Raw genomic sequence first — 13,087 nt, forward strand, 5'->3', positions numbered from 1 at the left:
GTTGGAACCGTCCTGCGAACCGCACGACGCGGCGGAAAGGAATCTGCTCGGTGCGATTCATTGGAACCTTGCTCGCGGGCTTCGTCTTGGGGACCCCAGCGATCCCTGTCGGCCTCTCACTGTCGCTCCCCGGCCCGGTCACACTGTTCGCGGTGCTGCTGGGCTCGGCCTGCTGCGTGGTCTTCGCGGTATTCGCCATGGAACGCGCCCGGCTCCTCTGGCAGTCCCGCCGCGTTCGCCGGAAGTCGGCCACACAACTGGCCGATTCGGTGACGGAAGTCGGCGGTGCATCCGCCATCGGTGCACCGCCTGCCGAAGACGCCCGGCTCGCCGGCGCCGCGGGGCGACGGGCCCGACGGGTCCTCGACAGATACGGGGTTGTCGGCTTCGGCATCGTCGGGCCTGCCCTCTTCGGCACCTGGGGCTCGGCCCTACTCGGTGCGGCGCTCGGCATCCCCAACTGGCGGCTGATCCGCTGGCTGATGGCCGGGACCGCCCTGTGGTGCACGGTGCTACTCGTCGCATCGGACGCGGCCTTTGCCGTCTTCGGAATCGGATGACGCAGGCCATGTCCCGAGCCGATGCCACCAAGGCCCGCATTCTCCAGGCCGCCACCGATGAGTTCGCCACCTACGGCATCGCCGGCGCCCGGGTGGACCGGATCGCCAAGACGGCGGGGGCCAACAAGAACCTCATCTACATCTACTTCGGCGGCAAGGATCAACTCTTCGACGCGGTCATCGACGCCCACGTCACCCACGGCCTGAATTCGGTTCCCTTCACCCCCGACGACCTCCCCGAGTACGCGGGGCGGCTGTTCGACTACTGCCGCCGGAACCCCGAAGTCATCCGGCTGGCCACCTGGCACCGCCTGGAGCGTGGCGACCGGGACCTGGTCGGCGCGGCGCCTGCGCGCGACGCCAAACTGGACGCACTCGCCGCAGCCCAGAAGAAGGACGGCATCGGCTCCGAGTTCTCACCCACGACGCTGCTGACCCTCGTCCTGAGCATGGCGCTTGCCTGGAGCCCGAGCAACGTCACCAGCGTGCCCGCCTCCTCGTCCGAGGCCGAGGCCACCACTGATCACCGCCGCGCGATCGTCGAAGCCGTGCGTCGCCTCCTGTGAGCGGCTCGGGGCGCCCGCGATTGTGGGGTCACGGGCAGTGCGTTGCCGCCGGTCTCCGCTACCGTTGACGGCAGTAAGTCCGCACGGGTGGGTGGTGATGAGAGTGGTGTTCGACCCGCTGGCCGATATCGAACGCGCCCTGGCCGAACAGGCCGGGTGGACGTGGTTCGACGACTACCTGCTGTACACGTGCGGGGTGGCCGATCTACTTGCGCGTGGCGAGGTGGCGCTGATCCCGCACACCGCGACGCGAGTGCGGATCGAGCCCGGTGAGGTCGGTCTGGCCGAGGGGTCGGTCAACTGGTACACGTGGCGGGCTACGGGCGACGGCAGCCGGGCTCGCAGCCGGGGCCCCATCGCGGGCCCGACCCCGATCGTCGCGGCCGCGCAGTTGGGCAATGCCGTCGTGAACCGGACCCGACGCACACAGGCAGCGGCCGCCGCGCAACCGCGCTGGGTGTCGGAACGGGCAGGGTCGGTGATGATCTCGGACCGGCGGCTGCACCTCACCAACCCCGATCTGTCGTTCTCGCTGTACTGGTCCGCGCTCGAGTCCATCGACCTCACGGCACCGGATCGCGTCGGCTGCCGATTCCCCGACCGGGACGGGAAGTTACAGCAGATACAGGTCCAGACTCCTTGGGCAGCATTACTTTTCGTCACGGCCGCCTTGCGGCATTTTCCGCATCATCCGCTGCTGAAGACCGGGACTTGGCTGCCCGCCGGATTCGAGGACAAGTGCCATCTGGCGGGCAAGAAGTGCCCGAAGGTGCGCACGCTGGGCTGACAGGCGGCCCTCAGCGTTGACGCGCGCGATAGGCCGCGACGGCGTTGCGATTACCGCATGCCGTACTGCAATAGCGACGGGAACGATTGCGGGACAGGTCTAGCACCAGCCCGGCGCAGTCCGCGTCGGCGCAGATCGAGAGGCGGCTGAGGTCGTCTGCGCGGATCAGGTCGATCATCGCCATCGCGGTTTCCACGGCGACGCGAACCGGGAGCGGAGCCTGCGCCGGGACGGCGTGCACATGGTAGTCGACGTCGCCGTGGCGGACCAGCTGCGGCATCGCGCGGTGCTCGGCGAGGGTCTCGTTCACAAGTGCGACGGCGGCATCACGGTCGCTGGTGAGCATCGCGCGTAGCGGCGCGCGCAGGGCCCGGACGGCGGCCAGTTCGGCGGGGTCGCCGGTGTGCACGCCCGTGTAGACGTGTCGGTCGAAGAACTCGGCGAGCTGGGCTGTCTCGGTCAACGTGTCGGGATCTTCGGCGGAATTGACCAGTTCGACCGCCGCCAGCAGGGCCGCCTCTGTGTCATGAGCAAAAACCACATTGACATATTACCGCAGGCTGCTTACCGTCATTAGTCATGGCGACCTTGACTCATGACAGCGCGATCCGGATGCGATCCGGGCTACTGCTCGCGCTGGCATCGGCCACCTCGTTCGGGCTGTCCGGTCCGCTCGCCCGTGGATTGATGAACGCGGGGTGGAGTGCCGCCGCCGTAGTCGCCGCGCGCGTTCTGCTGGCCGGGGTGGTTCTGTTGCCGCTCGCATTGCCTCAGCTGCGCGGAAACTGGAAGCTACTGCGCGCCAACGCGAGTCTCATCGGCGCGTACGGGCTGGTCGCCGTGGCGGGCACTCAGCTCGCCTACTTCAACGCCGTCGCGCACATGGAAGTCGGCGCCGCACTGCTGATCGAATACACCGCACCGATCGCGGTGGTGGGCTGGTTGTGGGTGCGCCACCGGCAACAGCCCGGCGCGGCCACGATCGCCGGCGCGGTTCTCGGCATCACCGGATTACTACTCGTCCTCGATGTGACATCCGGCCTGTCGACCGACCCGATCGGCATCGTCTGGGCGCTAGCCGCGATGGTCGGCGCCGCGGCCTATTTCGTCCTCTCCGCCCAGGGCGGCGACCTCCCCGGCACCGTCCTGGCCTGCGGCGGTCTCCTGATCGGCGGCCTCACCCTGATCCTGGCGGGCGCCATCGGCATCGTCCCCCTGCACGCCACCACCCACCAGGTCGTCTTCGCCGACTTCACCACCCCCTGGTGGATCCCCATCCTCCTCATCGGCATAGTCACCGCCGCCATCGCCTACGTCACCGGCATCGCCGCCACCCGTCGCCTCGGCTCCCGCCTGGCCTCCTTCGTAGCCCTCACCGAAGTCCTCGCCGCCCTGATCTTCGCCTGGGCCCTCCTCGGCGAAGCCCCCCGCCCGATCCAATTGCTCGGCGGCGCACTGATTCTCATCGGAGTCGTCACCGTCCGCCTCGGCGAACCGACGACCTCCGCACTCGGCGACCCCGAGACACCGGCAGACACCCCGACGGAGATCCCAGCGGCTCGGTTCGAGCAAGGATCCTGACCGACGACAGGATGCGACTCACCAGCGGTAGTCGAGGAATTTGCCGTCCAGGGTGATGACGACGCGGTCGCCGTCGGGGTGGGGGCGGCGGGCTATGTCGATGTTGAAGTTGATGGCGCTCATGATGCCGTCGCCGAATTCCTCGTGGATGAGTTCTTTGAGGGCGGGGCCGTAGACCGAGACGGCTTCGACGAGGCGGTAGACGGTGGGGTCGGCCAGTTGTGCCGGGTCGGCGCCGCGGGAGGGCTGTAGGCGCAGGCTTTCGGCGACGGTGTCGTCCAGGTCGAGCAGGGCGCAGACGGCGGCGGCCTGTTCCTCGGTCATCGGATGCTGGCCGAGCAGGGCGGCTGTCGTCCAGACCAGTGGCGCGCCGATCGATTCCGCGATGCCTGCCCACGTGAGGCCTTTGCGGATACGGGCGGCGACGATGAGGTCGGCGGCGGCGGACTTGCTCAGGATCGGTTCCATACGGGCTCCTTGGTCGGCGGGTCGCCGCTAGCCTGCCATTCGGAGCCGCTTACTCGCCATAGTGGAATACCACTATTTACGCGGGCGCAACCTCGAGTGATCACGAGGCAATGTCGACAGCGAAAACTCCTGCGCTAGAACCACTACGAAGGGGTTTTCATGTCCTATCTCAAACCGGCGGACTTCGTCGAGAAGATGATCGACGCCGGCGAAGCCAAAGCGTTCATGTCCACCCGCGACACCGTGATCCGCGCCTACATGGCAGGCGCGATCCTCGCGCTCGCCGCCGCCTTCGCGGTGACGATCACCGTGAACACCGGCGAACCACTGCTCGGAGCCGTGCTCTTCCCCGTCGGGTTCTGCATGCTCTACCTGCTCGGATTCGATTTGCTCACCGGCGTTTTCACGCTGGTGCCGCTGGCCTTGATCGACAAACGACGCGGCGTCACCGTGGGCTCGATGTTGCGAAACTGGGGGCTGGTGTTCGTCGGCAACTTCGCCGGCGCGTTCACCGTGGCAGTGATGATGGCGATCATCCTCACCATGGGCTTCTCTGTCGACCCCAGCGTTGTCGGCGAAAAGCTCGGCGAGATCGGCGAATCCAGAACCCTCGGCTACGCCGAACACGGCGCCGCGGGCATGCTCACCTTGTTCATCCGCGCCGTGCTGTGCAACTGGATGGTCTCCACCGGCGTGGTCGCCGCGATGATGTCGACCTCGGTGTCGGGCAAGGTGATCGCCATGTGGATGCCCATCATGCTGTTCTTCTACATGGGCTTCGAACACTCCATCGTGAACATGTTCCTCTTCCCCTCCGGCCTGCTCCTCGGTGGCGACTTCTCGATCGGCGACTACCTGATCTGGAACGAAATCCCCACCGTCATAGGCAATCTCGTCGGCGGCCTCACCTTCGTAGGCCTCACCCTCTACGCCACCCACGCCCGCACCGGCCCGTCCCGCCGGCAGTCCGAACCCACAGAATCCGTTGTGAAGGAATGAAGTTCGCGGAGAAGGCGACAGGCTACCGGTCGCGATACTCCGCTTCTGCGATCTTCAGCTCCGTAGGGGATCCGGTAGAACAAGCCACGATTGGGTGAGATCCCGACGATGATCGCGTACTCATTCGCAGAAACGGCCCCCGCTCTCGAAAGGGCGGGGGCCGAAATCTGTTGCCTACCTACGGACTAGCGGTAGTCGCTGAAGCCGTAGTCGTCCAGCGGCACTGCTGCGCCGGTGGAGGAGCCGAAGCTGTCCGGGGAGTAGTAGGTGTCGTCGTAGGACGGCACCGCGTACGCCGCGGCACGGGCTTCTTCGGTCGGCTGCACCGTGATGTTGCGGTACCGGTTGATACCGGTACCGGCCGGGATGAGCTTACCGATGATCACGTTCTCCTTCAGGCCGATCAGCTTGTCGGAGCGGCAGTTGATGGCCGCATCCGTCAGCACTCGGGTGGTCTCCTGGAAGGAAGCCGCCGACAGCCACGAATCGGTGGCCAGCGACGCCTTGGTGATACCCATCAGCACGGGACGGCCCGAAGCCGGCTCGCGGCCTTCGGCCACCACACGACGGTTCGAGTTCTCGAACTCGGCGCGCTCGGTGAGCGAGCCGGGCAGGAACTCGGTCGCACCCGAATCGATGATCGTCACACGACGCAGCATCTGACGAACGATGACCTCGATGTGCTTGTCGTGGATCGACACACCCTGCGAGCGGTAGACCTCCTGGACCTCGTGGACCAGGTGGACCTGCACCTGACGGGGACCCATCACGCGCAGCACCTCGTGCGGATCGGCAGCGCCCTCGAGCAGCTGCTGACCCACCTCCACGTGGTCACCGTCGGCCAACAGACGCTCGGAGCCGTCGTCGTGCTTGAACACCCGCAGACGCTGACGCTTCGAGAGCTTGTCGTAGACGACTTCCTCAGACCCGTCATCAGGGATGATCGTGATCTTGTAGAAGCGGTCGTCGTCCTCGAGACGCACCCGACCCGAGACCTCCGCGATCGGCGCCTTGCCCTTGGGGACACGGGCCTCGAAGAGCTCCTGAACACGCGGCAGACCACCGGTGATGTCGTCGCCCGCGACGCCACCCTGGTGGAAGGTACGCATGGTCAGCTGGGTACCGGGCTCACCGATGGACTGGGCCGCGACGATGCCGACGGCCTCGCCGATATCGACCAGCTTGCCGGTGGCCATCGAACGGCCGTAGCAGGTGGCGCAGACGCCGGTGCCGGTGGTGCAGGTCAGCACGGAGCGGACCTTCACCTCGGTGATACCGGCCTCGAGCAGCGCCTCCAGCGCGGGGTCGCCGAGGTCGGCGCCCTTCGCCACGATGACGTTGCCCTTGGCATCGACCGCGTCGGACGCCAGGGTCCGAGCGAAGGTCGAGGTCTCGACGTGCGCGTCACGGATGATCGTGCCGTCGGCCAGCTTCTCCGCGATCGGCACCAGGATGCCGCGCTCGGTGCCACAGTCCTCTTCGCGGACGATGACGTCCTGCGACACATCGACCAGACGACGGGTCAGGTAACCCGAGTCGGCGGTACGAAGCGCCGTGTCGGCCAGACCCTTACGAGCACCGTGGGTGTTGATGAAGTACTCGAGCACGGTCAGGCCCTCACGGAACGAGGACTTGATCGGGCGCGGGATGAACTCACCCTTCGGGTTCGTCACCAGGCCCTTCATACCCGCGAGGGTACGAGTCTGGGTGAAGTTACCCGTGGCGCCGGAGTCGACGATCGTGATGATCGGGTTGTCCGGCGGGTAGTGGGTCCGCAGCGCGGCGCCCACTTCCTCGGTGGCTTCCTGCCAGATCTTGACCAGAGCGTTGTTGCGCTCGGCGTGATCGAGCGCACCACGCTGGTACTTCTTCTCGATCAGGTCCGCCATGGCCTCATAGCGTTCCATGATCTCGGGCTTCTCCGGCGGAACGAGCACGTCCGTCATGGAGACCGTGACACCCGAACGCGTGGCCCAGTAGAAGCCGGCGTCCTTGAGCTTGTCGACGGTCTGCGCGACGACGATCATCGGGTAGCGCTCGGCCAGATCGTTGATGATCGTGGCCTGACGCTTCTTCGGCATCGGCTCGTTGATGAACGCGTAGTCCGCCGGGAGCAGCTCGTTGAAGATCACGCGACCCAGCGTGGTCTCGGCCAGCCAGGCCTCGCCGCGCTTCCAGCCGTCCGGGAACCGCTCGGTCTCGATATCGCGCGGCGGGCGCTGCTCGGTCAGCCGCACCTTGATGGTGGACCGCACGGTCAGCTCGCCACGATCGACGGCCATCTGTGCCTCGGCGGGCGAGGAGTACACGCCGTACTCCGGCTCGTCGGTGGCCGCGGCGCGGTAGGTGCCCGCACCGTTCTCGTCGAGACGGGTCAGGTAGAACAGGCCCGTCACCATGTCCAGACGCGGCATCGCCAGTGGGCGACCCGACGCCGGGGACAGGATGTTGTTCGACGACAGCATCAGGATGCGTGCCTCGGCCTGCGCCTCCGCGGACAGCGGAAGGTGCACGGCCATCTGGTCACCGTCGAAGTCGGCGTTGAACGCCTCACAGACGAGCGGGTGCAGCTGGATGGCCTTGCCTTCGACCAGCTGGGGCTCGAAGGCCTGGATGCCGAGGCGGTGCAGGGTGGGCGCGCGGTTCAGCATCACCGGGTGCTCGGCGATGACCTCTTCGAGGACATCCCACACCTGGGCACGCTGACGCTCGACCATCCGCTTGGCGGACTTGATGTTCTGCGCGTGGTTGAGATCGACCAGACGCTTCATCACGAACGGCTTGAACAGCTCGAGCGCCATCAGCTTCGGCAGACCACACTGGTGCAGCTTCAGCTGAGGACCGACGACGATGACCGAACGGCCCGAGTAGTCGACGCGCTTGCCGAGCAGGTTCTGACGGAAACGACCCTGCTTGCCCTTGAGCAGATCGCTCAGCGACTTCAGCGGGCGGTTACCCGGTCCGGTGACCGGACGGCCACGACGGCCGTTGTCGAACAGTGCGTCGACCGACTCCTGCAGCATCCGCTTCTCGTTGTTGACGATGATCTCGGGCGCACCCAGATCGATCAGTCGCTTGAGGCGGTTGTTGCGGTTGATCACGCGGCGGTACAGGTCGTTCAGGTCGGAGGTGGCGAAACGGCCACCGTCGAGCTGAACCATCGGACGCAGCTCCGGCGGGATCACCGGAACAGCGTCGAGCACCATGCCCATGGGCGAGTTGCCGTTGGTCTGGAAGGCCGCGACGACCTTCAGACGCTTGAGCGCACGCAGCTTCTTCTGGCCCTTGCCGCTGCGAATGGTCTCGCGCAGCTTCTCGGCCTCGGCGTGGATGTCGAAGTTCTCCATCAGCTTCTGGATGGACTCCGCACCCATGGCGCCGGTGAAGTACTCGCCGTAGCGGTCGACGAGCTCGCGGTAGAGCACCTCGTCGACGATGAGCTGCTGAACCGACAGCTTGGTGAAGGTGGTCCAGATCTCGTCGAGACGATCCAGCTCACGCTGCGAGCGGTCGCGCAGCTGACGCATCTCGCGCTCGCCGCCGTCCTTGACCTTGCGACGCACGTCGGACTTGGCGCCCTCGGCTTCCAGCTCGGCCAGGTCGGCCTCGAGCTTCTGCGCGCGGGCCTCCAGGTCGGCGTCGCGCTGATCGGCGACCGACTTCTTCTCGACCTCCATCTCGGCTTCGAGCGTGGAGAGCTCGTTGTGACGCAGCTCCTCGTCGACACCGACGATGACGTAGGCGGCGAAGTAGATGATCTTCTCGAGATCCTTCGGCGCCAGGTCGAGCAGGTAACCCAAGCGCGACGGAACGCCCTTGAAGTACCAGATATGAGTAACGGGAGCAGCCAGCTCGATGTGGCCCATCCGCTCACGACGCACCTTGGCACGAGTTACCTCGACGCCACAGCGCTCACAGATGATGCCCTTGAAGCGGACGCGCTTGTACTTGCCGCAGTAGCACTCCCAGTCCCGGGTGGGACCGAAGATCTTCTCGCAGAAGAGCCCGTCCTTCTCCGGCTTGAGCGTGCGGTAGTTGATGGTCTCCGGCTTCTTCACCTCGCCGAAAGACCACTGGCGGATGTCATCGGCGGAGGCAAGGCCGATCCGGAGTTCATCGAAGAAGTTGACGTCTAGCACGTAACTTCCTTTCCCCTATTCGGGTCGAATTCGAGCAAAAGTTCACTAGTTGTCGAGCGCGGTGCGCGGTGCGGTCGCTTCCACAGCGACCGCACCGCTAACCACCTAGTTCGCCAGATCGTCGATGGTTGCTGCTTCGTTCCTGGACAGGTTGATGCCCAGGTTCGCCGCAGCGCGCTCCAGATCCTCGTCCTCGCCGCCACCCATCTCGATCGCGGCGCCGTCCGAAGACAGCACCTCGACGTTGAGGCACAGCGACTGGAGTTCCTTGAGGAGCACCTTGAACGACTCCGGAATGCCCGGCTCCGGAATGTTCTCGCCCTTGACGATGGCCTCGTAGACCTTCACGCGACCGACCACGTCGTCGGACTTGATGGTCAGGAGTTCCTGCAGCGTGTACGCCGCGCCGTAGGCCTGCATGGCCCAGCACTCCATCTCACCGAATCGCTGACCACCGAACTGCGCCTTACCACCCAGCGGCTGCTGCGTGATCATCGAGTACGGACCGGTCGAACGGGCGTGGATCTTGTCGTCGACCAGGTGGTGCAGCTTCAGGATGTACATGTAACCGACCGCGACCGGGTACGGGAACGGCTCACCCGAACGACCGTCGAACAGCGTCGACTTGCCGTCGGAGTTGACCATGCGCTCGCCGTCACGGTTGGGCAGCGTCGACGCGAGCAGACCGGTCAGCTCGTCATCCTTGGCACCGTCGAAGACGGGCGTGGCGATGTTCGAGTCGGCAGGCGCGGCCAGCATCTCCTCGGGCAGCGTGGCTGCCCAATCGGGACGAGTGCCGTCCGTGGCCACGTCGATATTCCAGCCGGCCTTACCGATCCACCCGAGATGGGTTTCCAGGATCTGGCCGATGTTCATACGACGGGGCACACCGTGGGTGTTCAGGATGATGTCGACCGGCGTGCCGTCGGGCATGAACGGCATGTCCTCGATGGGGAGGATCTTGCCGATGACGCCCTTGTTGCCGTGGCGACCGGCGAGCTTGTCGCCGTCCTGGATCTTGCGCTTCTGGGCCACGTAGACGCGGACCAGCTCGTTGACACCGGGAGGCAGATCGTCGTCGTCCTCGCGCGAGAACACGCGAATGCCGATGACCTTGCCGGACTCACCGTGGGGCACCTTCAGCGAGGTGTCGCGCACTTCGCGAGCCTTCTCACCGAAGATGGCACGCAGCAGACGCTCTTCCGGGGTGAGCTCGGTCTCGCCCTTGGGCGTGACCTTGCCGACCAGGATGTCGCCGTCGCGAACCTCGGCACCGATGCGGATGATGCCGCGCTCGTCGAGGTCAGCGAGGACCTCGTCGGAGACGTTCGGGATATCCCGAGTGATCTCCTCGGCACCGAGCTTGGTGTCGCGGGCATCGATCTCGTGCTCTTCGATGTGGATCGAGGTGAGAACGTCCTCTTCCACGAGGCGCTGCGACAGGATGATCGCGTCCTCGTAGTTGTGGCCTTCCCACGGCATGATCGCGACGAGCAAGTTCTTGCCCAGCGCCATCTCACCGTTCTCGGTGCAGGGGCCGTCCGCGAGGACCTGCCCCTTCTCCACCCGATCGCCCTCGTCCACGATCGGACGCTGGTTCGAGCAGGTGCCCTGGTTCGACCGGTTGAACTTGCGCATCCGGTAGGACTTGCGGCTGCCGTCGTCGGCCATCACGGTGACGTAATCGGCCGAGACCTCTTCGACCACACCGGGCTTCTCGTTGATGACAACGTCGCCGGCGTCGACGGCTGCGCGCAGCTCCATACCGGTGCCCACGATCGGGGACTCGGAACGGATCAGCGGCACGGCCTGACGCTGCATGTTCGCACCCATGAGGGCACGGTTGGCATCGTCGTGCTCGAGGAACGGGATCATGGCCGTCGCGACCGACACCATCTGGCGCGGCGAGATGTCCATGTAGTCGACCTGAGCCGGCGTGACGAACTCGACCTCTTCACCGAGACGGCGAACCAGGACCTTTTCCTCCAGGAAGTGGCCCTCGTTGTCGACCGGCGAGTTGGCCTGTGCGCGAACGTACCGGTCTTCCTCGTCGGCGGTCAGGTACTTGACCTCGTCGGTGACCTTGCCATCGACGACCTTGCGGTACGGGGTCTCGATGAAGCCGAACGGGTTGACCCGCGCATACACCGACAGCGAACCGATCAGGCCGATGTTCGGGCCTTCCGGGGTCTCGATCGGGCACATGCGGCCGTAGTGCGACGGGTGGACGTCACGAACTTCCAGACCGGCACGCTCACGGGACAGACCACCGGGGCCGAGCGCCGACAGGCGTCGCTTGTGGGTAAGGCCCGAGAGCGGATTGTTCTGGTCCATGAACTGCGACAGCTGCGAAGTTCCGAAGAACTCCTTGATCGCCGCGACGACCGGACGGATGTTGATCAGGGTCTGCGGCGTGATCGCCTCGACGTCCTGAGTCGTCATCCGCTCACGAACGACACGCTCCATGCGGGACAGACCGACACGGATCTGGTTCTGGATGAGCTCACCGACGGTGCGCAGACGACGGTTACCGAAGTGGTCGATGTCGTCGACGCCGACGGGAACCTCTTCACCGCCGGGGGCGGTCATCGTGCGGTCACCGGCGTGCAGACGCACCAGGTACTCGATGGTGTCGACGATGTCTTCCTTGGTGAGAACCGAGGAAGTGACCGGCTTGTCGAGGTTGATGCCGAGCTTCTTGTTGATCTTGTAGCGACCAACGCGAGCCAGGTCGTAGCGCTTCTCCTTGAAGAACAGGTTCTCCAGCAGAGTCTGCGCGGACTCCTTGGTCGGCGGCTCGCCCGGACGCAGCTTGCGGTAGATATCGAGCAGCGCCTCGTCCTGGCCGGGGGTGCTGTCCTTCTCCAGGGTGGACATCATGATCTCGGAGAAGCCGAAACGCTCGACGATCTCCTCGGTCGTCCAACCCAGCGCCTTGAGCAGCACGGTAACCGGCTGCCGACGCTTGCGGTCGATACGGACACCGACGGTGTCGCGCTTGTCGACGTCGAACTCCAGCCACGCGCCGCGCGACGGAATCACGCGCACACTGTGCAGGTCCTTCTCGGTGGTCTTGTCGATGTTGTGATCGAAGTAGACGCCCGGGGAACGGACCAGCTGCGAGACGACGACACGCTCGGTGCCGTTGATGATGAAGGTGCCCTTATTGGTCATCATGGGGAAATCGCCCATGAACACCGTCTGGCTCTTGATCTCGCCGGTGTTGTTGTTGATGAACTCCGCGGTGACGAACAACGGCGCCGCGTAGGTCATGTCCTTCTCTTTGCACTCATCGATGGAGGCCTTGACCTCTTCGAAGCGCGGATCAGAGAACGACAGGGACATGGACCCGGAGAAGTCCTCGATCGGAGAGAGCTCTTCGAGCACCTCCTCGAGGCCGCCTGCGAGACCGACGTCGCCGCGAGCGGCTGCCTTCTCGCGCCAGTCGGGTGTACCGACCAACCAGGCGAACGAGTCCGTTTGTAGGTCGAGAAGTCCGGGCACCTCCAAGGGCTCTCGGATCTTCGCGAACGAAACCCTCAACGGGGCTCCGGGGATACCAGCCTTGGTCTGGGTGGAGACTGCCAAGATGCGTCCTTCCAGCACCTCACGCGCGTCGCGTGGTGGTCCGCGACCGTCGCTTGTCTGCTACGAATTCCGCTGGTTACAGCCCGAACGAAACCAGAACAAGCAGCAGCGGAAGTAACACCGGAAGGGTGGAACTTTCGAGTGCGAATCAAGGTGTGGACAGGAGGCAGCCAGCGCAACGTCCAAACTTACACCCCTAGACAAGGGAGTGTCAACATACCATCCGTGTGACCGCTCGCACGGATAACGCGCCGAAGCCCCGGAACGCTGGCCGCGTCGGGTTCCCTCGGCGCCGGGCCAACTATCAGCTGGCCGCTGGTGCCCCTTAACAGCTTGTACTGCTGTAGATAGGGTGACGGTTCCCGCGCGCCTCGTCAAGTGCCGCGGGACGGTCTGTTC

Annotated in this window: 9 protein-coding genes; 5 read left to right on the forward strand and 4 right to left on the reverse strand. The window is 65.2% G+C overall.

Annotated elements, in window-relative coordinates; translation table 11 throughout:
• Positions 1–50: 50 nt before the first annotated feature.
• The 3 genes from IBJ82_RS16840 (at position 51) to IBJ82_RS16850 (ending at position 1,913) form a co-directional block, all read left to right on the forward strand.
• Positions 51–560: a hypothetical protein gene (locus IBJ82_RS16840; protein WP_194826822.1), complete on the forward strand. Its 510-nt coding sequence runs from the start codon at positions 51–53 to the stop codon at positions 558–560.
• Positions 557–1,126 (forward strand): TetR family transcriptional regulator, encoded by a 570-nt coding sequence (locus IBJ82_RS16845; protein WP_228537160.1) that lies wholly within the window; start codon positions 557–559, stop codon positions 1,124–1,126. Before IBJ82_RS16840 ends, IBJ82_RS16845 begins: the two co-directional genes overlap by 4 nt.
• A 97-nt stretch (positions 1,127–1,223) precedes the next feature.
• Positions 1,224–1,913, forward strand: coding sequence for a hypothetical protein (locus tag IBJ82_RS16850; protein ID WP_194826823.1), 690 nt, complete (start codon positions 1,224–1,226; stop codon positions 1,911–1,913).
• Positions 1,914–1,923: 10 nt separating this feature from the next.
• Here IBJ82_RS16850 and IBJ82_RS16855 read toward each other — a convergent pair whose 3' ends face one another.
• Positions 1,924–2,454: a CGNR zinc finger domain-containing protein gene (locus IBJ82_RS16855; protein ID WP_194826824.1), complete on the reverse strand. Its 531-nt coding sequence runs from the start codon at positions 2,452–2,454 to the stop codon at positions 1,924–1,926.
• 38 nt (positions 2,455–2,492) lie between these two features.
• On the opposite strand from IBJ82_RS16855, the gene IBJ82_RS16860 reads away from it, so the two are divergent.
• Complete coding sequence (locus IBJ82_RS16860) at positions 2,493–3,494, forward strand: DMT family transporter (protein ID WP_194826825.1); 1,002 nt, start codon at positions 2,493–2,495, stop codon at positions 3,492–3,494.
• Positions 3,495–3,512: 18 nt separating this feature from the next.
• Here the strand turns inward: IBJ82_RS16860 and cynS are convergent, their stop codons facing one another.
• Entirely contained in the window at positions 3,513–3,962 is a 450-nt protein-coding gene (gene cynS / locus IBJ82_RS16865; protein WP_194826826.1) for a cyanase, read from the reverse strand.
• 159 nt (positions 3,963–4,121) lie between these two features.
• Between cynS and IBJ82_RS16870 the strand changes: the two genes are divergently transcribed.
• The gene (locus IBJ82_RS16870) at positions 4,122–4,961 is read left to right on the forward strand and encodes a formate/nitrite transporter family protein (RefSeq protein ID WP_194826827.1); all 840 of its coding nucleotides are present in this window, start codon (positions 4,122–4,124) and stop codon (positions 4,959–4,961) included.
• Positions 4,962–5,146: 185 nt separating this feature from the next.
• Here the strand turns inward: IBJ82_RS16870 and IBJ82_RS16875 are convergent, their stop codons facing one another.
• Together IBJ82_RS16875 and IBJ82_RS16880 are read right to left on the reverse strand one after the other, a co-directional pair.
• Entirely contained in the window at positions 5,147–9,100 is a 3,954-nt protein-coding gene (locus IBJ82_RS16875; protein WP_194826828.1) for a DNA-directed RNA polymerase subunit beta', read from the reverse strand.
• A gap of 105 nt (positions 9,101–9,205) precedes the next feature.
• Positions 9,206–12,706: a DNA-directed RNA polymerase subunit beta gene (locus IBJ82_RS16880; protein ID WP_194826829.1), complete on the reverse strand. Its 3,501-nt coding sequence runs from the start codon at positions 12,704–12,706 to the stop codon at positions 9,206–9,208.
• Positions 12,707–13,087 lie beyond the last annotated feature (381 nt).

Source organism: Nocardia sp. XZ_19_231 (assembly GCF_015355705.1).
Classification (GTDB): domain Bacteria; phylum Actinomycetota; class Actinomycetes; order Mycobacteriales; family Mycobacteriaceae; genus Nocardia; species Nocardia salmonicida.

Bases quoted from the DNA above. Each gene is read 5' to 3' on its own strand.
- IBJ82_RS16850 (WP_194826823.1), top strand. From the start codon at position 1,224: ATGAGAGTGGTGTTCGACCCGCTGGCCGATATCGAACGCGCCCTGGCC.
- IBJ82_RS16845 (WP_228537160.1), top strand. From the start codon at position 557: ATGACGCAGGCCATGTCCCGAGCCGATGCCACCAAGGCCCGCATTCTC.
- IBJ82_RS16870 (WP_194826827.1), top strand. From the start codon at position 4,122: ATGTCCTATCTCAAACCGGCGGACTTCGTCGAGAAGATGATCGACGCC.
- cynS (WP_194826826.1), bottom strand. From the start codon at position 3,962: ATGGAACCGATCCTGAGCAAGTCCGCCGCCGCCGACCTCATCGTCGCC.
- IBJ82_RS16860 (WP_194826825.1), top strand. From the start codon at position 2,493: ATGGCGACCTTGACTCATGACAGCGCGATCCGGATGCGATCCGGGCTA.